Source organism: Enterococcus sp. DIV0574, from assembly GCF_051711125.1.
Taxonomy (GTDB): Bacteria; Bacillota; Bacilli; order Lactobacillales; family Enterococcaceae; genus Enterococcus_D; species Enterococcus_D gallinarum.
On record NZ_JBIOMA010000001.1, the window covers coordinates 1,383,027 to 1,403,070 of the forward strand.

Genomic DNA, 20,044 nt, shown 5'->3' on the forward strand with positions numbered 1-20,044 from the left:
TCGATGATTATTGAAATTGATAACTTGGTAAAACGTTATGGTGATTTTCTCGCATTGAATCATTTTAATTTGCAAGTCAGGGAAGGTGAAGTTCTCGGGCTTTTAGGACCTAATGGAAGCGGCAAATCAACAGCTATCAACTGTATGTTGTCCTTATTATCTTTTGATAAAGGGACTATTAAATTGTTTGGAAATAAAATGACACCGACAAGTTATGAAATAAAGCAAAAAATTGGCGTCGTTCCGCAAGATATCGCTGTATTTGAAGAGTTGACTGTCTACGACAATGTTGATTACTTCTGTGGTCTGTATGTTGCTGACAAGAAGAAGCGGAAACTATTGATCGAGGAAGTCATTTCGCTTGTGGGATTAGAAGAGTTCAAAGGATTCTATCCAAAACAATTAAGTGGTGGCTTGAAACGGCGTTTAAACATTGCTTGCGGCATTGCCCATAAACCACAACTGATTTTTCTTGATGAACCAACTGTTGCCGTGGATCCCCAAAGTCGGAACAAAATTTTGGACAGTATCAAAAAGTTGAATCAGCAAGGTGCAACAATTGTTTATACGACTCATTATATGGAGGAAGTCGAAATACTTTGTGATCAGATTGTGATCATGGATCAGGGACAAGTCATCGCGAAAGGAACAAAAGAAGAGTTGAAGGACATGGTTCGAAGTACGGAAAATCTTGTGATCGATATCCCTTTACTTCCAGATACAGCGATCGAATTTATCAAGTCATTGCCTCAAGTTCTTGAAACTGCCTATGATAAAGAGCGTTTGACGATCACAGCCAAAAAGATGAAAGAGATTCTTTTACCAGTACTAAGCTATTTGGAGGATGAACATATCGCATTTACTAAGATTCACACAGGAGAAGCAACATTAAACGATGTGTTTCTGGAAATTACCGGTAAAGAATTAAGAGACTAGGAGGGAGATTATGTTTGGACACTTATATCGGTATCGCTTGAACGTTTTAGTTCGTAATAATTCCTTACTATTTTGGACATTGATCTTCCCGATTTTATTAGGGTTGATGTTTTCTGTAGCATTTAGCGAGATTGATCAAGCTGGAACGATCGAGACGATTCCCGTTGGGATTATCAAAGAAGAACAAAATCAGAAAACAAATGAGGGACAACTGACTCAGCAAGTCGCATTTATGAATGTTTTGAAGCAAACAAAGTCTGGTGGAGAACCATTGTTTTCACTACAAGAAGTCTCTCCTCAAGAGGCTGAAAAACGATTAGATGCAGGGGATCTTGCTGGATATTATTCCTTTGAACAGTCATCGATCCAATTGGCTATTGCACGTACCGGTCTTTCTCAAACCATTCTAAAAAACATGATGGACCGATTTTTACAAAATACTGACCTGGCCAATAAGTTGGTGGCAATTGACTCTACTTTGACAGAAGACCAGCTCACATCTTTTCTAGTTGGAGAATCTTTTGTTCAGCAAGAAAATCAGACTAGAAACATGAGTATCAAAAGTTTTTATTTCTTTACCTTGGTGGGAATGGCTATTTTGTATGGATTCATGTGGGGGGTCAGAAACGCCCAAGACCAGCAAGCAAATCAGTCTTCCAAAGGGATTCGCCTTTCGATCATCCCTCGAAACCGATTGCTGGTTTTTTCAGCAAATATCCTTGCTGGATTCACGATATTTTTCTTAGAAGTTTTAGTGATTCTAAGTGTTTTTCATTTTATTTATCAAGTCGACTTCGGAAACCGCTGGCAGTGGTTATTCGTCCTATCCGCTTTGGGTGCATTGAATGCATTATTATTAGGGAATTTGGTTGGGAATTTGCTTCCTAATATGGGGCTGGCACAAAAAGAAGGATTGGGTGTGGCTGTTACAATGGCGATGAGTTTTTTTGCTGGTATGATGGGCTCCCAAGACATCAAATACTGGATCGATCTGCACATTCCGGTGCTAGGAAAACTGAATCTTGTCAACTTAATTAGTGAGAGTTTCTATCAGCTCTATTTTTATCGCTCACTAGAGGATTTCTATTTGAATCTTTTCTGGTTAGTAGCCTTTATGGTTATCTTAGCCTTTAGTAATCTAATGTTTGAAAGGAGGGTTCAATATGTCGCTGTATAAAACCGTTTTGAAAATTTTAAAAGCGAACAAAACAAATTTGTTGATTGCAGTCATTGTAACTGTGATCATCACCTTCTTCTATGCGCAAAATACAGCAGCACCGGATGCAAAATTGGATCGGGGGACAATGACCATTGTTACAGAAGACAACTCCGCATTAAGTAAAGCACTGATTGACTATTTAAAAGAAGAACAAACGGTTGTGGAATTGTCTGATAAGAGCCAAAAATCGATTGATGATGCGCTGTATTTTGGAAAAATCGACTATGTTTTATTTTTGCCTAAAGATTTTACTACGAATATTGAAGCAGGTGTACCGTCAGCAATCGATGCACAATCTCGTCCCGATGCTTTTGCTAAAACATTGATTGAAGGGCAAGTAGATACCTTTTTGTCGACTTATACGGCTTTTTATCATGTAACTGGCAATAGGGAAGAGGCATTGAAAAATACGCAATCTACTTTGGCCGCAAATGGCGAAGTAACGATTAGTCGTGGATACAGTGAACGGATGAACCAGCAATTCGGCAGCTTAGTATTCAATGCACTTGCTTACGGTTTGTTTCTTTCTATTTTTAGTGGCTATGGAGTGGTCAATCTAGTGTTCAATCGGAAAGAAATCCGGAATCGCAATCAAGTATCTCCTTTATCAACACGGCGGTTGAACCGAGCCGTTTCTATTGGTATGTTGGGGTATTCACTGCTTCTGACTAGTTGTTTTACAGCGGGATTACTCCTATTTACTCGTAGCACGTGGTCCGTCATGACCGGCTATCTAGTGATTAATCTTTTGTGTTTTTTCTTGCCAATTGTCACATTTTCAACGTGTGTTACGTCATTTGTCAAAAATAGTGAGGCGTTGAATGGAATTTCGAATGTGTATATTATGGGAAGCTGTTTTTTAGGGGGAGTTTTTGTTTCATCAGATTTTTTACCAGACTTTATTAGTAAGATCGCTTCTTTTACACCGACTTATTGGTTTGTACAAAACAATCAATTGATTGGGAACACCCTCTCAGTGAATGCGGATTTCACTACGAAATTCTGGTTGAACTGCTTGATATTGGTCTTATTTGCCTGTGCCTTTTTGATAATACAGTTCGTTTTGAAAAAAGACAGCCGCTGGTTTAATCAAAAAAGGGTTGCATGAGTCATAAAAAAATGATGCCGCTGACTCAACAGCGGCATCGTTTTTTCTTCTCTCACTATTTCTAACTCCATATCAATTGTTTGGTAGTGGTTATGGTGATATCAAATGGCCGCTTACCCATTTCTTCGCCGTCTTCTTGACCATGCTGTGGTACTGTGGAGACGATTCGGAGCTTATTCGTAGATAAATGATGGAAGTAGCGAGATCTCATTTGTTTCTTGCGGGTTAGTAAGGCTAAAAGCCAAAAAATTTTGAACAAAGCGACTCGCTCAACGAGAACGAAATCGATCTTATCTTCGTTGAGGTTTGCTGTAGGGGCGATCGCCACACCGCCACCGAAGTAGGGGTGATTTGTCGTTGTGCACAAGAAAGCCTTTGTAAAATTCAATTGTTTTCCATTGGTTTCTACCAGGATGGGAAATCCTTTTTGCCGGAACAAGACATTCACTACTGCGGACAAGTAGGCAAATGAACCTAAATTGAACTTGTTTAAGTTTGATTTCGCAGCAGAATGATTTGCTGCGTAAACGATCGATGCATCTAATCCAATACCGATATTGTTGATTGCGAACCCAGTTTCATCTTGGATTTGATCATGATACTTGATGATCGTAACCGATTGAGGAGTAGCGGTCCCAGCGATTTTCCAAAATACTTGCTCTGGTTCTTTAGGTAAACGCATTCCTCTGGCAAAGTCATTCCCTGATCCTGCCGGAATGTAGCCTAGTGGAATATTTTTTTCTGATTCTTGAAGGGAGGAAACTACTTGATGTAAGGTGCCATCGCCACCGATCACCACCAGTAAGGGGTAAAGCATTTCTGAATTTTCTCGATAGATGTCATCCCATGGCAACAATACTTGTGCCAGTAAAGAAGTAGTAAGTTCCTGTTCTTGCCCAGCATATTCTGTATAGTAGAACTGATGGGGAAAACGCCGCTTCTTGACGATTGCTTCAATTTTTTTGGCTACTTTTAGGCCACGTCCACTGCCTGCTTCAGGGTTAACAACAAAATGATAATAATATTTCATACAATAAATGCTCCATCTAATCTAAAATCAATGCTGTTTATTATAGCACGATTGCTGACAAGTTTGGCTAGTGATGCTTAACTATTTTTTGACAAAAAAATAGATTCGACGAAAGGTACGTAACAACAAGCTACTATTTTCGCTGTTGTTTTTGTGATCTAAGGTTCTTATGTCCACTATGATCACATCCGTATTGCTCACATTCGCCGAATCCTATTCAATTAGTAAGGAGTAACTCAAATTCCCACATCCTTTGTCTGTTTTTCTAAGTTGACAACAATTCTTTTCTTGCAGATCCTTCATCGTCTGCTTTACTGGGAATCCTTGCTCCTTACACTTATAGTATAGCACGAAAACGGATAGAAGCAACCGCTTACATGGTCTTTGTCACTATCTTTAGATAAATTTAAAGATATCAAAAGATAGCACTCTTGAACTTATTAGCCATTAAGTCGATGAACAATGAAGGTGTACGATTCCCCTCATAAGCAAACAGGAACTTAGAGGAAAATGAACAATTGAACGATTCACAGACATCAAGTTTACATGAAGTTGGTTTGACGAATAAAGAGACGGATGTCCGTCTCTTTGAGTTCTTTATCCAAGTTTATTCAATATAGCTGATGGAACATCATTAGGCGAGACTTCTTCCCATCCCATTACTCCTTTATGATTATTTACATGTAATACAAGGTATGCATTCTCTTTTAGTGGCTTGTCTCCATAGGAATTAAAAGACACATCTTTTTCATTATTGTCTGATGTATAGCTAGCTAAGTTGTACTTGTATCTAAAGTGTTCTCTCCCGCTACCTCTACCAATCGAAACGCGTTCACCTTTCGAAGTTATCTTAGTGTAGTAATCTGTCGTTCCATAAGATTGCTCATACCAGAACCAGCCTCCACCCATCAGAAGAAGGGTTACTACAGTAAAAGATAATAGTTTTTTCATATAAAATCATTCCTTTCGAGGAATAGATTACATCTATGAATAATGAAATAAATCAATCTAAAGGCTGAGAATAAGCGAACAAAATTGTAAGGAGGACAATGAGAATTAGTAGGAGAGGAAGAACAGAATGAATTGCGAGCAAATAAATACTCAATGCTCGTCTCTGACCTGTTTTGCTGGAAGATTCCTATTCAAAGCAGAACCACCGTTTTAATGGTTATGTATTTAAAATATTCTAGTCATTTCCGGTATCCTTTTCAGCCTCGCTGATAGATAGATCGTTCCTCTTTCTTTTTTTGTTGATTTTAACACTTTGCTATTTGACAAGTGGGTTGCTTTAGAAGGAGATTGTACGACCTTGTTACTGAAGAACAGCTTGGGGGAAAATAGGTTTTTAGACTTTCATCCACAAAACATCCACATGAATTCTCCAATTTAATTGGACAATGGAAATCAATAAGAACCAAATCAATAATGTAAGCTTGATAAATCAGTAATCTTCTGTATAATAATTATTTGTGCGTAACGCATCGCGGTTCATCAACCATCCCGCGTAATCAAAACTCGGAGAAAGAAGGGATCAAATGGATAAATCATCCACTTTATCAAACCAGCGGTTGCGAGTTGTCGTCGCGAACGGTTTGATCATGGCACTGTATGTTGCAGTGACAGTCTTAGTCGCCCCAGTGGCTTCTGGTGCCATTCAATTTCGTGTCTCAGAAGGGCTGAATCATCTGGTAGTCTTTAACAGAAAACTGATGTGGGGTGTTTTTGGCGGAGTTGTATTGTACAATTTATTTTTTGGTATGGGAATTTTGGACGTCGTCTTTGGTGGAGGCCAAACCTTGCTTGCATTGTCAGCAACGGCGCTATTGCAAAAGAAAGTTCCGAATGTCTTTGTCCGTTTAGCGCTTAATACGATTTTCTTCTCGTTGAGCATGTTCTTGATTGCAATCATGCTGCATCTGACTCTCGCATTACCATTTTGGGCGACCTTTGGTACAACAGCGCTAAGTGAGTTGATTATCATGACAATCACAGCGCCTATAATGTATATCGTGAATACAGGTGTTCGCTTCGATAAGCGATTTTAATCAATCATTTGTTTTTTGCTTTGATGGTTCCCAAAAAACAAATAAAAAAAGATCATCTCTACCGTAGGTTTTGGTAGAGATGATCTTTTTTGTTATTCTGCATTCAAATCTTCAATTTCAACAACTTTGAAGTTTTTTGCCTCTAACTGATAAATGATCTTATCGCACAGCTCTTTTGACGTATTCGCTGGTAAAGTAATCAATGTCCGACGAATAAATTCATCCTTGCCGATGTCCAATGTGATACAGCTGGCAATACTGCTGTATTTCGCGATGATTTTTGAAATGATCGCTAAATCGCCTTGTGTGCCAGTTGATGCGATAGTCAGCACGTAGCTTCCTTGTTCGACATTCCAAGATTGAGACAGCATATTCAATAATGAACTGTGGGTCAAAATCCCATAGAACTCATTGTTTTCATCTAATACGGCAATGTATGGCAACTCTTTGATCGTGAAAAAGACTTTAAAAAATGAAGAATTGACATAAATAAATTTTGTCGCGTTTTTAAGCAGGTGTGTCACTGGTAATGTCATATCTCCACCATTCGATTTGTGACGATAGATGTGCATTTTATAGATGTTTCCCCGGAAGATTTTGCCGGATTCATCTAAGATCGGTACACAGCGATAGCCAGAATCTTCTAAAATTTCCAAGGCTTCTTCTAAAGTAGCTGTTTCTTTGATCGTAGTTAAGTCGCGTTTTTTGTAAACCATTGTTTTTAGTAACATAACAATTCCCTCCCAAATACCCAATTCACATCTCTATAATACCATAAAATCAGCGGAAACTATATTTTTGCGTGTCAAAATCTAAAATTGACACTTTCACTGAAAAATGGTATTTTTAACTTTGGAAAACTTTGTATAAAGGGGGAGGACATCAGAAATGGCAACAAAAAAAGCAGCTTTGGCTTGTTCTGTCTGCGGATCCCGCAACTATTCGAAATCAGTCAGTGAAGGAAAAAAAGGCGATCGCCTTGAAATTAACAAATTTTGCAAATACTGCAATCAATACACGCTACATCGTGAAACGAAGTAAGGAGGAATCTTGATGAACTTTATGAAAAATGTTTTTGCTGAAATGAAAAATGTTTCTTGGCCATCAAGAAAGCAATTACGCAGAGATACTTTTGTTGTGATCCAAACGACAATTATTTTTGCAGTGATGTTTTTTGTGATGGATACGCTGATTCAAACTGTTTTTGATTTGATTTTGAAATAAATGCTGCTGGTTTATCAGCAACTAGTCAAGTAAAACAAATCGTGGTATAATTGATTCGAGGAAAAACTTCGGTGCAACTGAGGTTTTTTTATTTTACAAAAAGATAGGGAGACCGAATACAATGGAATCTTTTGAAAAAAATTGGTATGTCTTGCATACTTACTCCGGCTATGAAAACAAGGTGAAAGCGAACTTGGAATCACGGGCGCAAAGCATGGGGATGGGCGATTACATCTTTCGTGTTGTCGTACCAGAAGAAGTCGAAACGGAAGAAAAGAATGGGAAAAAGAAAGAGATCGTTCACAAAACTTTTCCAGGTTATGTCCTCGTCGAAATGGTCATGACGGATCAATCATGGTATGTTGTTCGTAATACACCAGGAGTGACTGGTTTTGTCGGCTCTCATGGAGCAGGAAGCAAACCAGCTCCGCTTTTACAAGAAGAAATCAACTCTATCTTACGTTCAATCGGTATGAGCACTCGAACAGTTGAATTGGAAGTGGAGATTGGTGAAACAGTTAAAATCATCGAAGGTGCATTCTCTGGATTAGAAGGACAAGTCGCTGAGATCGACGAAGAAAAACAAAAACTAAAAGTCAATATTGATATGTTTGGTCGAGAAACAAGTACAGAATTGGATTTTGAACAAGTAGATAAAATCTAAGTATAAAACTGTAGTGTTTTTTGTCAAAATAAGGTAAAATAAAATTGAAAATTGGTGATAGCGGACCGTTATTGGCCCGCTGTTTTTATCTCACGAAAAGAAAGCGTTTTATAAAAAGGGGGTCCTATGAAGAAAATTCTCGCATCGATTTGTCAACGCCATTTTTTTGACCAACATTTGGAAAAAAGAGGTGTGATTTCCGTACATAATGGTTATAGTTTGTTGTTTGCTTTTAATTTGTTTTTGCTGCTTTCTGCCGTGATCTTTATGGAACCTCAAAAAGTGTTTCGTGAAATGCTTACAATCATGTTCTCGGAAAGCCATTTAGTAACGGATTACGTTGCGCTGACTTCTGTAGGTGGCGCACTGTTCAATGCGTCGATCATGACTTTTGTTGCGATCGCGGTCTGTTACCATTACCGAGTTCCGGTTACTGGAGGAATGATATCAGCCGTCTTTATGGTTACGGGGTATGGTTTGTTTGGCAAAAATCTGTTCAATTTTATTCCAATCTTCTTAGGTGTTCGTCTCTATTCCTATTTAATGAATCAACCCCTCAAAAAATATCTTCTCATTGCTTTGTACGGTTCCTCCGTTTCACCCATCGTTAGTTTTTTTGCATTCAATGACTCACTTCCCGCTTATTTCGGTAGCTTCATCGGTTATTTGATCGGTGTTTTGACTGGATTGATCATGGTTCCTTTAGCACTGCATTTTCAAGCATTATTTAAAAAAGTCAGTATCTATAGTGCCGGCTTTACTTCTGGCATGTTGTGTACGATGGTCGCAGGAATTTGCCGAATGTTTGGTTTTGATATCGAATTGCGAGCAATCGTTTCTAAAGGCTCCAATCTTCCACTGGTTATTATGATGGTGTCGCTGTCTTTATTAATGATTGGCTATGGGTTAGCAATGGCTGTTAAACGCAAGCGGTTGAACATGCGGGCAATATGGTCTCATAGCGGCAAAATCGAATACGATATTTTACGTGAAAGTGGCGTTTATAATACGATGATTAATATGGGGTTAATGGGATTGCTGTTAATGAGTTATGTGAGTATGCTAGGTGTCAACCTCAATGGTCCCATTGCAGGTGCGATGTTTTGTGTCATTGGTTTTTCTGCTTGTGGTGCCCATGTCTTTAACGCGCTGCCCTTATTTGCCGGTGTGCTATTAGCAAATACAATGAATATCTACGCAATGACTGAAACAGTAACCGTTACAGCGGCTATTTTTGCAATGATGCTCTGTGCGGTGACTAATGCTTACGGGTGGAAAGGGGGGATGATCGTGGGATTCATTCATACGTCGATGGTTTTGAATATCGATGTGCTTCATGGTGGATTGAATCTGTACAATAATGGCTTTTCCGGAGGGCTCGTTGCGATGATGATCATTCCATTGCTCGATTTTTTTTCACAAATCGCGGACACCTCGATTTTTAAACGGAAGAAACAGTCCGGAGGCAAAGAAAAGGTAACCTACCAAGCAACGAGTAAAGAATGAAGTGTTCTTGAATAAAGAGTAAACATTAGCTATTGCTTGTTTCTTGTTTCAAAAGGGATTATACTAGACCCGATTTGGAGGGACTGTAAATGAAAAAATGGCTATTTCTATGTCTGGTTGTTTTGCTTAGCGGCTGTCAAGCAGCAACTCACTCAAATGTTTCAGCACAAAAAAGTACACAGAAGCCAACGGAGACAACGACTGCTTCGGCAGAAACATCAACCACCGAACCCGTTCAGAAAACGACCACGCCAACACTCTTTATTCATGGTTATCAAGGAGGTCCCGCATCATTTGGAGGGATGATACAGCGTTTTGCCCAAAAAGATTGGGTGAGCAATGAAATGGTTCTAACAATTTCACCAGATGGGACAGTTTCAACGGAAGGAGTGCTTTCTAAAAAAGCTGTAAATCCAACCATTCAGGTCTTGTTCGCTGACAATCAAAATAATGAATGGAATCAAGCAGAATGGATCCGACAAGCGTTGCTTTATCTGAAAAAGGAAGGAATAGAGCAAGTAAATTTAGTCGGACATTCCATGGGGGGAGTTAGTGGTTTTCGCTATCTCACAACATTTGGAGAGCTGAGTGCAGCTGGGGCTGAAGCACTGGATCCCGCATTGCCAAAAGTAGCTAAATTTATAGCGATCGGGGCGCCTTTCAATGAATTTATTGATACGAGTTCACGGCAGACTATCACTGATTTAGTGACAAACGGACCAACGGAGGCTTCTCCACGCTACCAGGAATTTCAAGGACTATTGAAGCAAGGGGGGCATCGACTCCCGATTGAGCTGATTGCTGGGCAATTATCTGATGAAGAGCTATCGGACGGCACTGTGCCGACCACAAGTGCCTTGGCGATCAACCACTTATTGGCAGCGAATGGCTATTCTGTGACTGAAAAAATCATTAAAGGATCACAGGCACAGCATAGTCAGCTGCATGAAAATCAAGAAGTAGATGAAGACATTGCTGCTTTTTTATGGGAGAAATAACTGATAGTCGTCAAAAGGCTGTAAGAATAACTTTGATATAAGTTCTATCTGTTTTTTTTAGTAGTAGCAAATAGACAAAAATATCCGAATGATCGGAGATCGCTTATTCTTCTCGTGCATAGGTAACGAGGACCTGCAGAGCCGCGGGAGCTATCTAATGATCATTCGGATATGTTATTTATTGAGACTCTTACATCTTTTAGTGTTCAGCGGCATCTAAAATTTGCGCTTGTAGACGTTGTGCTGTAGGCGTTGTGGCCAACCCGCCCTCGGCTGTTTCTTTAAAAATACTTGGCATTTGCCGTCCTACTTGGTACATCGCGTGGACGACTTCATCCGGAGGAATCACACTTTCGATTCCTGCTAAAGCCATATCAGCAGAAATAAATGCTTGTGAGGAACCGAGAGCATTTCGCTTCACGCAAGGAACTTCGACTAACCCAGCGACAGGATCACAAATCAATCCCATCATATTCTTTAGTGTAATGGCTACTGCTTGAGCAGCTTGATGTCCGCTCCCACCCTTAGCACAGACGAGGGCTGCTGCTGCCATGGCACTGGCAGAACCAACCTCTGCTTGACAACCGCCTTCTGCTCCGGATATCGAAGCATTGTTCGCAATGACTAGTCCGAAGGCTCCGGCAGTAAAGAGGAAATCGATTTGTTGAGAACGAGACAGCTGCAAACGATCGCGAACAGCCATCAGCACACCAGAGACAACACCGGCACTCCCAGCTGTAGGAGTGGCACAAATCAATCCCATTTTGGCATTGACTTCATTGACAGCAATGGCATTTTGAACGGCTTGCAAGATCGTCTCACCACTTAGAAAATCACCAGCCTGTATATAATCATTCATTCGTGTGGCATCGCCACCGGTTAATCCCGTCACAGAGGTCACTCCAGCAACGCCCTCGGCAACGGATTGTTCCATGACCGTCAGGTTTTTGTCCATTAGTGCAATGACTTGCTCGCGAGTGCGCCCTGAGTTTTCGCATTCGACCGCAATCATCATCTCTGCAATCGATGCATAATTTTTGCTTTGAAGAACAAGATCTTCAATCGTATAAAACATGACGAATCCTCCTTTAATCGAAATAAGCCGCACTATAAACGTGGGGCAGTGCTTTGATTTGTTGTGCCAATTGATCATTTCGTTCATCCACTTCAATGATCATAATGGCTTTTTCTCCTTTGGACTCTCGGGTAACAGTCATCGTACCAATATTGATTTGTGCCTCAGAAAGTAGATTCGTGACACGTGCGACCATTCCGGGAACATCTTGATGAACGATGACATAGGTAGGGGTACCTAAAGTCAATGAGATTTTAAAACCATTCAATTCAGAAATTTGTATATTCCCACCGCCGATTGAAATGCCGGTAACGGACATTTTGCGGTCACCTTTTTTTAAAATCATTTTGACCATATTCGGATGTTCGGCTTTTTCGTTTTTCGGAACAAAGAGTACTTCTAGACCTTGCTCATAGGCTAACTTTAATGAGTCAGCAAGGCGCTGATCATCGGGCTCCATTCCTAACAAACCGCCGACAAGTGCAATATCTGTTCCGTGGCCGCGATAAGTTTTCGCGAAGGACTCATACAAAAGGATATCGACACTGTCAGGCTGTTCGCCAAAGATGTGGCGCACGATTTTGCCAATTCGAGCAGCACCTGCGGTATGGGAACTGCTGGGTCCAACCATAATTGGTCCAATAATATCAAAGACACTTCGGTATTTTAAAGGTTCCATTCTATTCACCTCATTTAATTGATGGGAGAAATCCAGATGTAGTTTAGCATAAAATATGGAGAAATAGAGCAATGAGTGGAACTGTATGGGATTTTTTTAATCTTTTTTTTGTTTTACCGATTTTCTCCATAAAAAGCAAAAAAATTCGCCAAGAGTTCTTGCAAATTTCTTTTGAGATGCTATAATATCTCAGTGTGCATTATTCACACGTTTTTTGTGTGCGCACATGATTCACTAAAGTGGGAGGAGAAATATGGATCTCCAATTAACCACATCACGGACTCAAGGAGGTATGTCTCGTGGCAAAAAAAGTAGAAAAAATCGTTAAATTGCAAATTCCTGCAGGTAAAGCAACACCAGCTCCGCCAGTAGGTCCTGCACTAGGTCAAGCGGGTATCAATATCATGGGATTCACAAAAGAATTCAATGCACGTACAGCTGATCAAGCAGGCTTGATCATTCCAGTAGTGATCTCTGTATACGAAGACCGTTCATTCACATTCGTTACAAAAACACCACCAGCAGCAGTATTGTTGAAAAAAGCAGCAAACGTTGAAAAAGGTTCAGGCGAACCAAACAAAAACAAAGTTGCAAAAGTTTCACGCGATCAAGTAAAAGAAATCGCTGAATTGAAAATGGAAGACCTAAACGCAGCTGACGTTGAAGCAGCTATGCGCATGGTTGAAGGAACTGCACGAAGCATGGGGATCACTGTAGAATAATTTTTACAGACCCTAAGGAAGTAGCTTCTCAGTCGGCTCTATATTGAAAAATATGGGACACGTGGGAGGTTCTACCGTTATAACCACATCAAGGAGGAAACAAAATGGCTAAAAAAAGCAAAAAAATGCAAGAAGCATTGAAAAAAGTTGACGCTGCAAAAGCTTATTCAGTTGAAGAAGCAGTAGCTTTGGCAAAAGAAACAAATATTGCAAAATTCGACGCAACGGTTGAAGTTGCTTACAAACTAAATGTCGATCCTAAAAAAGCGGACCAACAAATCCGTGGTGCGGTCGTACTACCAAACGGTACTGGTAAAACACAAACAGTGTTAGTTTTTGCGAAAGGTGAAAAAGCCAAAGAAGCAGAAGCAGCTGGTGCTGATTTCGTTGGAGACGACGACATGGTTCAAAAAATCCAAGGCGGATGGTTCGATTTTGATGTTGTTGTTGCAACACCAGATATGATGGCAACTGTCGGTAAACTTGGTCGTGTTTTAGGTCCTAAAGGTTTAATGCCAAACCCTAAAACTGGTACAGTTACAATGGACGTAACAAAAGCTGTTAACGAAGTAAAAGCTGGTAAAGTGACTTACCGTGTTGACAAAGCTGGTAACGTTCATGTACCAATCGGTAAAGTTTCATTTGAAGATGACAAATTAGTTGAAAACTTCAAAACAATCCACGAAACTTTAGTAAAAGCTAAACCATCTGCAGCGAAAGGTCAATACATGAAAAACATTTCTGTAACGACAACTTTCGGACCTGGTATCCATGTAGATCAAGCTTCTTTCTAATTTGAATAAAAAACAAAACTTTTGTTGACTTGACTGCCTTATCTATGGTAAGGTAGTCAAGGTTAAAAGTTTAACTGTACCGAAGACAGTAGGTGACGTCAGTCTTAATTTCCTACCGAGGACGTTTATTGAGAAACTTCAATAGTCCCTCTATGTCTACGGTGGCATAGAGTTTTTTTGTTTTTATCTCTTGATAAAGACAAATGAAGACAGAAATGTTTTCTTGAAACTCTTCCATCAAAATCAGGAGGTGAAATTTAAAATGAGTGAAGCAGCTATCGCTAAAAAAGCCGCAATTGTGGATGAAGTGAGTGAAAAATTCAAAGCAGCCGCATCTGTAGTAGTCGTTGACTACCGTGGATTGACTGTTGACGAAGTAACTCGTCTACGTAAACAATTACGCGACGCAAACGTTGAAATGAAAGTTATCAAAAATTCTATCCTTTCACGTGCTGCTGAACAAGCTGGTCTAGAAGGTCTTGGTGAAGTATTCACTGGCCCAACTGCTGTAGCGTTCAGTAACGAAGACGTTGTCGCACCTGCAAAAATCATGAACGATTTTGCTAAAGAGGCTAAAGCATTAGAAATCAAAGGCGGTATCATCGAAGGCAAAGTTTCTTCTTTGGAAGAAATCACAGCATTGGCAAAATTGCCAAACCGCGAAGGACTTCTTTCAATGTTGCTATCTGTGCTACAAGCACCTATCCGCAACGTGGCTTACGCTGTCAAAGCAGTGGCCGAAAAAGAAGAAGATGCAGCTTAATTGCCGCATAATCACACTATAAACTAAACTATCTAATTAAATGGAGGAAAACAAAATGGCATTGAACATTGAAAACATTGTCGAAGAGCTAAAAGGCGCGACAATCTTAGAATTAAACGACTTAATTAAAGCTATCGAAGAAGAATTTGGCGTATCTGCTGCTGCTCCTGTAGCTGTAGCTGGTGGAGCTGGCGACGCTGGTGCTGCTGAAGAACAAACTGAATTCACTGTAGAATTGACTGCAGCTGGCGACCAAAAAGTTAAAGTTATCAAAGCAGTTCGTGAAGCAACTGGTTTAGGCTTGAAAGAAGCTAAAGCTGTAGTTGACGGAGCTCCTTCAGCAGTTAAAGAAGGCATCTCTAAAGACGAAGCTGAAGCATTGAAAGCTGCTTTAGAAGAAGTTGGCGCTTCAGTAACAGTTAAATAATCATTTTTGATTTTTTTGAGCTAGAATTCCTTTTAAGTAAGGGTTCTAGCTCTTTTTTTGTTTATGATTCTAATTTCAGTTTGAGAAAATGACGCTGTCTTACTATTAGTGATCCGTATTTTTGTTGAGGCGTCGAGGACTTTTTATAAAAAAACAAGCCTAAGACTAGCGCTGAGCGCCACTGACTTAGGCTTGTTTATTTTTTTCGAAATTGCTGAACAAGAAAAATGAAGATAAAAAAGAATAATGCTTCCCATAAAGTAGTTGTCCAACTAAAGGTACGACTGATCCCAAAAAAAAGATTCCCAATATTGGATACGACCAAATAGATGACCGTAGCAATCAATGAAAAAATTAAGCGTTTTGCCATCATAATTCCCCCTTGCCTTTGATTGTAACAATTGACTGACGAGAGAGCAATTATTTTAAGAAAAGGCTCCTGTCAAAACGAAAAAAAGATGCGCCATTCTTTAATTGTTTTGGGTGCTTTCAGGCGTGAGAGCAAAGAGGGGAGCTCTATAAATTTTTTTGATTCTCCCAATCAGTTCATTGATTAATCAAGAGGAACATCAAAAATCCAGCCAGCTGGAGCCTTGCGCTCACCAAATTGGATACCCGTCAATTCATCGTATAGCGCACGAGTTTTAGGACCGACCTCCGTTTCACTGTAAAACACATGGAAAGACTCTCCATTTTGGATTCCGCCAATAGGTGAAATAACCGCAGCGGTTCCACAAGCGCCTGCTTCAACAAAGCGATCCAGTTGATCCACATACACATCTCCTTCGACAGGTATTAATCCTAAAGCATGTTCTGCAAGATAAAGGAGAGAATATTTGGTGATACTTGGCAAAATTGATGGCGATTTTGGTGTCACGAATTCATTTTCGGCCGTGATCCCAAAGAAGTTAGCGGACCCCACTTCCTCAATTTTTGTATGTGTTTCAGGGTCTAAATAAATGCAATCTGAAAAATTCCGTTCATGGGCTTCGTATCCTGGTAATAAGCTGGCAGCATAATTTCCGCCTACTTTTGCAGCGCCGGTACCATTTGGTGCTGCACGATCATAATCTGAAACAATAAAGTTCGTTGGGGCCAGCTCGCCTTTGAAATATGATCCGACCGGCATGCAAAAAATAATAAACAAGTATTCTGGCGCAGGTGCAACGCCGATATTCTCGCCTACGCCAATCAATAGCGGCCGTAAATATAGAGTAGCCCCGGTACCGTAAGGCGGTACAAATTCTTGGTTTGCTTTGACCACTTGATTGACCGCATCGAGGAACATCTCTTCGGGAACGAACGGCATACGCAAGCGACGAGCGCTTCGATTCAATCGTTTACTATTCTCATCTGGACGAAACAAGTTGATCCCGCCATCTGGTCGTCGATACGCCTTCAAGCCTTCAAAGCATTGTTGACCGTAATGCAATGCTGGAGAACCTTCATGAATATGCAGAATATTATCTTCAGTCAATGCTCCTTGTTCCCAAGAGCCATTTTTCCATTTTGCGACAAAGCGCCAAGGGGTTTTAATATACGAAAACCCTAAATTTTCCCAATCGATTTGCATAGAGTCACTTCCTTTTTTAATTTTTCCTAGTATAGCATGGAACGCCCATCAAGTCATTATTTTCTGAAAATTCATCGCAATGATTTTCATTTCTAACATCATGATGAAAGCTTATTACTAGAGGCTTTATATTCACAGAATTTTTTTTCAAGCCTATCTGGAGCTCTGCAGTTGTTGATAAAAAGGGGGAAGGATTTTGGCAGAACGTCGAGCACTTTAGATTGTATTTACGGAACAGATATGCTTCAATAAGGGTAGAAAAAAATCGATTAGGAGGACTTTCGGTGATCAAAGAAGCGGTTTCTGAAATCCAAGGTGTCCTGGATGCTTATCAGCGACTGGCACCAATCATGATCCATACACCTGCCGCACCAAGCAATATTCTTAGCGCAGAAAAGGCAGGAGAAATTTATCTGAAACTAGAGAATCTGCAGCGTACAGGATCCTTTAAGGCGCGAGGGGCCTACAACAAATTAGCAACATTGACAGAGGAAGAGAAAAAAAGAGGGGTAATTGCTTGTTCAGCAGGTAATCATGCGCAAGGTGTTGCACTAGCAGGCGCCCTGCTAGGGATACATGTACGGATCTTTATGCCGCTTCAAGCAGCGAAGACAAAAATAGAAGCAACGAGAAATTATGGCGCTGAAGTGATCTTAGCAGGAGAGACATTCGACGATACAAAACAAATTACTTTGGAAGCGATGTCACGTAGCGGTGAGGTCTTTGTCTCCCCCTTTGATGATCGAGCGGTAATGGAAGGGCAAGGAACGATTGGGTTAGAGATTTTACAAGATTTGCCTAATGTGGATAATGTCATCGTACCGATCGGTGGAGGCGGCTTGATCGCAGGCATTGCGTTAGCAATCAAACAATTACGTTCGGAAACTAATATTATTGGGGTTCAATCTTACCAAGTGCATGGGATGATTTCCTCTATATGGCGACAAGAACTGGTAGCCAATCGCAGCAGTAAGACATTGGCAGATGGGTGCGATGTGGCTTTGGCTGGAGAATTGACTTATGAAACGTTGCGCTCGCGCATAGATGAAACCGTTTTAGTTGAAGAGAAAGATATCGAAACTGCTATCCATTATTTGGCTTTAAAAGAAAAAGTGATTGCTGAAGGGGCAGGTGCTCTGAGTACGGCTGCTATCCTAAGCGGACAAATCGATCATTTGCTGAAAGGTAAACGAACAGTCGCAATCGTTTCAGGCGGGAATATCGATTTCTCTGTTTTTAAAGAAATCATTTAAAAAAAGATGATCTCAGACCAACTAGTCGTCTGAAGATCATCTTTTTTAGTCCGTTTTCGATCCAGTTTTCAGAGGAGAAGAAACGTTTACTAAAAACTGCGACCGCCGCCGCCAAATGTTCCGCCGCCGGAAGAATGAGTAGTGGTGCCACCGCCAAAACCGCCGCCGCCATTATTTTTAGGTGGACGTGGGATTCGGCGAGTCGTTACGAAGGAGTTGACCAGACGATCTTCTTTTTGAGTCAATTTGATGCTGGATTTTTCTCTGTAAGGGTATTTGTATCCACCCATTTTTAATTGGTATCTTGATTTGACAATGATGAAAAAAGCAATACTGATCACTGCAGCTACCAATAAGCTAATGCCGATTTCTAAAGGGGTCAGCACTTTATAATAAGTGATCTTGCCTGTCTCACGATCCACATGATAGTGACCGCCGGGAACCCCCGCTTCTACATAGCTGGCTGCATTCTCCAAGTAGACCCGGGCGGCTTGATAGTAATTACCCGCCGTCATCTGATCATAAATATTATCCAACATATCATCAAGACGAGCGTCGTTGATATAATCGAGCATATTTCCTGAGGTGGACACATGAAGATTACGGTTGCCCATATCGATCATCAATGCTGAGCCATTCTGATCATTCCCGATACGATCCGCGAGAAAACGGTCGGTGGTGTATTCAATATCATCAATGCCGTTATTTGTCGTTGCGATAAAGACTTCACCTTTGATTTTTTCATTCAACTGATCGGCTTGTTCGCTTAAACTCTGGATTTCAGAGGGAGTAAAAAGCCCAGCGTCGTCGGAAACAGTATTTTCTGCTGCCACGCCAGTGACCGTTGTCAGCAGAAAGCCGGCAATCATTAGGAAAAAACAGGAAAATTTTCTCATAAGAAATACCCTCCAATCATACCTAGAATCGCAATCACAGCAAAAATCGCTGCACTCGTAAAACCTAAGCGTTTGTAGCTGATTGGTAAGACACCGCTGACTTTACCGGTTTGGCCGTTCATCGCATAATAAAAGACGTTCTTATTTGGATCATCAGCGCGATAGGTGACAAGCCAGACCGGCAGCAGTACGTAATGATTGGTCTCTTTCGTAATCTCAATGTTCCGCTGTGTCCGATTGAAGCTAGTGTACCCATTAACGGTACTGCTTAGGAGGTTTTCAGCATAACCGGAAAGTTCCTGTTGTACTTCATTCTTAAGTGCTTGATACTCAATGTCGCGTTTTTCTGCTTGAAATCCTGCCAGATACTGGCTGCGAAAGTCAACGGCCTTATCCAATGGGAAAGGCTGGACCCCGGTAACCATTTTTTGTTGGACATTCTTGGATAAAGCGTTTTTGATCAGTTCATTGATACGCATTTTTCCGCGTCTGGAAACAGCAAATTGTTTGTGTTCTGTATATTCGATCTCGCCGACACGCCAAATTCTTAAAGAAGTTCCAGTTCCAGATAGTTGGCCATCTAGTTCGGCATCGATCCTCCAGTAAGGGAAATAAACACCGGTCAATTTTTCAACTTGCGCTTGATCGAAGAAGTCTCTTGGTACGAACCATTTTTTTTGTGCCCATTCCAGAAATTTAGCGGTTGCTTCTTCTTTTTCGATTGCAAAAGGTAAAACTTTGTTAGGTAAGAATTCTCCAGAAAGACGGCCGGAAAGGACGACTGGATTGTGGCAGAAATAACAGTAAGTAGCTGCTGTCGTAGCATCAGTGACGATCTCTGCGCCGCAGTTAGGACAAAGGAACAAGTCCATTTGGGCCGCCTTTTCTTCGGTTTTTTCTGTGATAGCTTCTTTTAGCGCCGGTTCCGTATCATCAGTGATCGGCTGATTTTCCGGCGCAGTCCCATCTGCAAGTTGGGCTTCTTTTTGTTTTTGTTCAAAGGCTGTTACTTCTGCTTCTGTAAAAATACTCAAACAGAAGGGGCAGTGGAATTTTTGATCACCAGGATCAAAGGTTAGCGCACCGCCGCAGTTGGGGCATTTATGCGTAATGACATCCATTTAAGTTCCTC

General features: G+C 40.7%; 23 protein-coding genes and 1 other annotated feature. Of the genes, 14 read left to right on the plus strand and 9 right to left on the minus strand.

The genetic code is table 11. The annotated features are described in order from the left end of the window. The first annotated feature begins 3 nt into the window (after positions 1-3). Genes IGJ45_RS06770 through IGJ45_RS06780 form a run of 3 tightly spaced genes read left to right on the plus strand, consistent with a single transcriptional unit; the run spans position 4 to position 3,263 of the window. Positions 4-936 (plus strand): ABC transporter ATP-binding protein, encoded by a 933-nt coding sequence (locus IGJ45_RS06770; RefSeq protein WP_103299942.1) that lies wholly within the window; start codon positions 4-6, stop codon positions 934-936. A gap of 10 nt (positions 937-946) precedes the next feature. Beyond that, positions 947-2,113, plus strand: coding sequence for an ABC transporter permease (locus IGJ45_RS06775; RefSeq protein WP_171917692.1), 1,167 nt, complete (start codon positions 947-949; stop codon positions 2,111-2,113). Continuing rightward, positions 2,100-3,263: an ABC transporter permease gene (locus IGJ45_RS06780; RefSeq protein ID WP_409531245.1), complete on the plus strand. Its 1,164-nt coding sequence runs from the start codon at positions 2,100-2,102 to the stop codon at positions 3,261-3,263. Before IGJ45_RS06775 ends, IGJ45_RS06780 begins: the two co-directional genes overlap by 14 nt. Positions 3,264-3,324: 61 nt before the next feature. On the opposite strand, the gene IGJ45_RS06785 is transcribed toward IGJ45_RS06780, so the two are convergent. Further along, positions 3,325-4,293: a diacylglycerol/lipid kinase family protein gene (locus IGJ45_RS06785; protein ID WP_003127064.1), complete on the minus strand. Its 969-nt coding sequence runs from the start codon at positions 4,291-4,293 to the stop codon at positions 3,325-3,327. A 597-nt stretch (positions 4,294-4,890) separates the two neighbouring features. After that, on the minus strand, positions 4,891-5,244 hold the full coding sequence (locus tag IGJ45_RS06790; protein WP_103299946.1) for a YxeA family protein: 354 nt from the start codon (positions 5,242-5,244) through the stop codon (positions 4,891-4,893). A 584-nt stretch (positions 5,245-5,828) separates the two neighbouring features. Here IGJ45_RS06790 and IGJ45_RS06795 point away from each other — a divergent pair. Further along, positions 5,829-6,338: a QueT transporter family protein gene (locus IGJ45_RS06795; protein WP_103300006.1), complete on the plus strand. Its 510-nt coding sequence runs from the start codon at positions 5,829-5,831 to the stop codon at positions 6,336-6,338. A gap of 92 nt (positions 6,339-6,430) precedes the next feature. On the opposite strand, the gene cbpA is transcribed toward IGJ45_RS06795, so the two are convergent. After that, entirely contained in the window at positions 6,431-7,069 is a 639-nt protein-coding gene (cbpA, locus tag IGJ45_RS06800; RefSeq protein ID WP_003127068.1) for a cyclic di-AMP binding protein CbpA, read from the minus strand. A 157-nt stretch (positions 7,070-7,226) separates the two neighbouring features. Here cbpA and rpmG point away from each other — a divergent pair, with 157 nt between their 5' ends. From rpmG to IGJ45_RS06825, 5 genes are all read left to right on the plus strand, one after another. After that, a complete protein-coding gene (gene rpmG, locus IGJ45_RS06805; protein ID WP_005472365.1) occupies positions 7,227-7,379 on the plus strand; it encodes a 50S ribosomal protein L33 in 153 nt (50 codons plus the stop codon). 12 nt (positions 7,380-7,391) lie between these two features. Continuing rightward, positions 7,392-7,562 carry a preprotein translocase subunit SecE gene (secE, locus tag IGJ45_RS06810; RefSeq protein WP_003127070.1) on the plus strand — a complete coding sequence of 57 codons (171 nt, stop codon included), beginning with the start codon at positions 7,392-7,394 and terminating at the stop codon, positions 7,560-7,562. A 121-nt stretch (positions 7,563-7,683) separates the two neighbouring features. After that, positions 7,684-8,226 carry a transcription termination/antitermination protein NusG gene (gene nusG, locus IGJ45_RS06815; protein ID WP_003127071.1) on the plus strand — a complete coding sequence of 181 codons (543 nt, stop codon included), beginning with the start codon at positions 7,684-7,686 and terminating at the stop codon, positions 8,224-8,226. 126 nt (positions 8,227-8,352) lie between these two features. Further along, positions 8,353-9,732 carry a DUF1576 domain-containing protein gene (locus tag IGJ45_RS06820; RefSeq protein WP_086269247.1) on the plus strand — a complete coding sequence of 460 codons (1,380 nt, stop codon included), beginning with the start codon at positions 8,353-8,355 and terminating at the stop codon, positions 9,730-9,732. 89 nt (positions 9,733-9,821) lie between these two features. Further along, on the plus strand, positions 9,822-10,730 hold the full coding sequence (locus IGJ45_RS06825) for an alpha/beta hydrolase (protein ID WP_005472371.1): 909 nt from the start codon (positions 9,822-9,824) through the stop codon (positions 10,728-10,730). Between the two features lie 199 nt (positions 10,731-10,929). On the opposite strand, the gene sdaAA is transcribed toward IGJ45_RS06825, so the two are convergent. After that, complete coding sequence (gene sdaAA, locus IGJ45_RS06830; protein WP_003127075.1) at positions 10,930-11,805, minus strand: L-serine ammonia-lyase, iron-sulfur-dependent, subunit alpha; 876 nt, start codon at positions 11,803-11,805, stop codon at positions 10,930-10,932. A 13-nt stretch (positions 11,806-11,818) separates the two neighbouring features. Beyond that, positions 11,819-12,484 (minus strand): L-serine ammonia-lyase, iron-sulfur-dependent subunit beta, encoded by a 666-nt coding sequence (gene sdaAB / locus IGJ45_RS06835; RefSeq protein ID WP_003127076.1) that lies wholly within the window; start codon positions 12,482-12,484, stop codon positions 11,819-11,821. Positions 12,485-12,783: 299 nt separating this feature from the next. On the opposite strand from sdaAB, the gene rplK reads away from it, so the two are divergent. The 4 genes from rplK (at position 12,784) to rplL (ending at position 15,190) form a co-directional block, all read left to right on the plus strand. Further along, positions 12,784-13,206 (plus strand): 50S ribosomal protein L11, encoded by a 423-nt coding sequence (gene rplK, locus IGJ45_RS06840; protein WP_003127077.1) that lies wholly within the window; start codon positions 12,784-12,786, stop codon positions 13,204-13,206. A gap of 104 nt (positions 13,207-13,310) precedes the next feature. Continuing rightward, positions 13,311-14,000 (plus strand): 50S ribosomal protein L1, encoded by a 690-nt coding sequence (gene rplA, locus IGJ45_RS06845; protein ID WP_003127078.1) that lies wholly within the window; start codon positions 13,311-13,313, stop codon positions 13,998-14,000. A gap of 61 nt (positions 14,001-14,061) precedes the next feature. After that, positions 14,062-14,188 (plus strand) — a sequence feature (ribosomal protein L10 leader region). 74 nt (positions 14,189-14,262) lie between these two features. Beyond that, positions 14,263-14,763 (plus strand): 50S ribosomal protein L10, encoded by a 501-nt coding sequence (gene rplJ / locus IGJ45_RS06850; protein ID WP_003127079.1) that lies wholly within the window; start codon positions 14,263-14,265, stop codon positions 14,761-14,763. Positions 14,764-14,818: 55 nt separating this feature from the next. Beyond that, positions 14,819-15,190, plus strand: coding sequence for a 50S ribosomal protein L7/L12 (gene rplL, locus IGJ45_RS06855; protein WP_003127081.1), 372 nt, complete (start codon positions 14,819-14,821; stop codon positions 15,188-15,190). A 196-nt stretch (positions 15,191-15,386) separates the two neighbouring features. Here the strand turns inward: rplL and IGJ45_RS06860 are convergent, their stop codons facing one another. Then, complete coding sequence (locus IGJ45_RS06860) at positions 15,387-15,560, minus strand: hypothetical protein (protein WP_005472376.1); 174 nt, start codon at positions 15,558-15,560, stop codon at positions 15,387-15,389. Between the two features lie 183 nt (positions 15,561-15,743). Next, the gene (locus IGJ45_RS06865) at positions 15,744-16,763 is read right to left on the minus strand and encodes a branched-chain amino acid aminotransferase (RefSeq protein ID WP_195957664.1); all 1,020 of its coding nucleotides are present in this window, start codon (positions 16,761-16,763) and stop codon (positions 15,744-15,746) included. Positions 16,764-17,047: 284 nt separating this feature from the next. Between IGJ45_RS06865 and IGJ45_RS06870 the strand changes: the two genes are divergently transcribed. Then, positions 17,048-18,016 (plus strand): pyridoxal-phosphate dependent enzyme, encoded by a 969-nt coding sequence (locus tag IGJ45_RS06870; protein ID WP_113849866.1) that lies wholly within the window; start codon positions 17,048-17,050, stop codon positions 18,014-18,016. Positions 18,017-18,105: 89 nt separating this feature from the next. Here IGJ45_RS06870 and IGJ45_RS06875 read toward each other — a convergent pair whose 3' ends face one another. Continuing rightward, on the minus strand, positions 18,106-18,912 hold the full coding sequence (locus IGJ45_RS06875; protein ID WP_409531248.1) for a TPM domain-containing protein: 807 nt from the start codon (positions 18,910-18,912) through the stop codon (positions 18,106-18,108). Beyond that, positions 18,909-20,033, minus strand: a complete 1,125-nt coding sequence (locus tag IGJ45_RS06880; RefSeq protein WP_113849864.1) for a TFIIB-type zinc ribbon-containing protein — start codon at positions 20,031-20,033, stop codon at positions 18,909-18,911. Before IGJ45_RS06880 ends, IGJ45_RS06875 begins: the two co-directional genes overlap by 4 nt. Positions 20,034-20,044 lie beyond the last annotated feature (11 nt).

Excerpts from the sequence above, each read along its gene's own strand:
- IGJ45_RS06770 (WP_103299942.1), top strand. The coding sequence starts at position 4 with ATGATTATTGAAATTGATAACTTGGTAAAACGTTATGGTGATTTTCTC.
- IGJ45_RS06775 (WP_171917692.1), top strand. The coding sequence starts at position 947 with ATGTTTGGACACTTATATCGGTATCGCTTGAACGTTTTAGTTCGTAAT.
- IGJ45_RS06780 (WP_409531245.1), top strand. The coding sequence starts at position 2,100 with ATGTCGCTGTATAAAACCGTTTTGAAAATTTTAAAAGCGAACAAAACA.
- IGJ45_RS06785 (WP_003127064.1), bottom strand. The coding sequence starts at position 4,293 with ATGAAATATTATTATCATTTTGTTGTTAACCCTGAAGCAGGCAGTGGA.
- IGJ45_RS06790 (WP_103299946.1), bottom strand. The coding sequence starts at position 5,244 with ATGAAAAAACTATTATCTTTTACTGTAGTAACCCTTCTTCTGATGGGT.
- IGJ45_RS06795 (WP_103300006.1), top strand. The coding sequence starts at position 5,829 with ATGGATAAATCATCCACTTTATCAAACCAGCGGTTGCGAGTTGTCGTC.
- cbpA (WP_003127068.1), bottom strand. The coding sequence starts at position 7,069 with ATGTTACTAAAAACAATGGTTTACAAAAAACGCGACTTAACTACGATC.
- rpmG (WP_005472365.1), top strand. The coding sequence starts at position 7,227 with ATGGCAACAAAAAAAGCAGCTTTGGCTTGTTCTGTCTGCGGATCCCGC.
- secE (WP_003127070.1), top strand. The coding sequence starts at position 7,392 with ATGAACTTTATGAAAAATGTTTTTGCTGAAATGAAAAATGTTTCTTGG.
- nusG (WP_003127071.1), top strand. The coding sequence starts at position 7,684 with ATGGAATCTTTTGAAAAAAATTGGTATGTCTTGCATACTTACTCCGGC.
- IGJ45_RS06820 (WP_086269247.1), top strand. The coding sequence starts at position 8,353 with ATGAAGAAAATTCTCGCATCGATTTGTCAACGCCATTTTTTTGACCAA.
- IGJ45_RS06825 (WP_005472371.1), top strand. The coding sequence starts at position 9,822 with ATGAAAAAATGGCTATTTCTATGTCTGGTTGTTTTGCTTAGCGGCTGT.
- sdaAA (WP_003127075.1), bottom strand. The coding sequence starts at position 11,805 with ATGTTTTATACGATTGAAGATCTTGTTCTTCAAAGCAAAAATTATGCA.
- sdaAB (WP_003127076.1), bottom strand. The coding sequence starts at position 12,484 with ATGGAACCTTTAAAATACCGAAGTGTCTTTGATATTATTGGACCAATT.
- rplA (WP_003127078.1), top strand. The coding sequence starts at position 13,311 with ATGGCTAAAAAAAGCAAAAAAATGCAAGAAGCATTGAAAAAAGTTGAC.
- rplJ (WP_003127079.1), top strand. The coding sequence starts at position 14,263 with ATGAGTGAAGCAGCTATCGCTAAAAAAGCCGCAATTGTGGATGAAGTG.
- rplL (WP_003127081.1), top strand. The coding sequence starts at position 14,819 with ATGGCATTGAACATTGAAAACATTGTCGAAGAGCTAAAAGGCGCGACA.
- IGJ45_RS06860 (WP_005472376.1), bottom strand. The coding sequence starts at position 15,560 with ATGGCAAAACGCTTAATTTTTTCATTGATTGCTACGGTCATCTATTTG.
- IGJ45_RS06865 (WP_195957664.1), bottom strand. The coding sequence starts at position 16,763 with ATGCAAATCGATTGGGAAAATTTAGGGTTTTCGTATATTAAAACCCCT.
- IGJ45_RS06875 (WP_409531248.1), bottom strand. The coding sequence starts at position 18,912 with ATGAGAAAATTTTCCTGTTTTTTCCTAATGATTGCCGGCTTTCTGCTG.
- IGJ45_RS06880 (WP_113849864.1), bottom strand. The coding sequence starts at position 20,033 with ATGGATGTCATTACGCATAAATGCCCCAACTGCGGCGGTGCGCTAACC.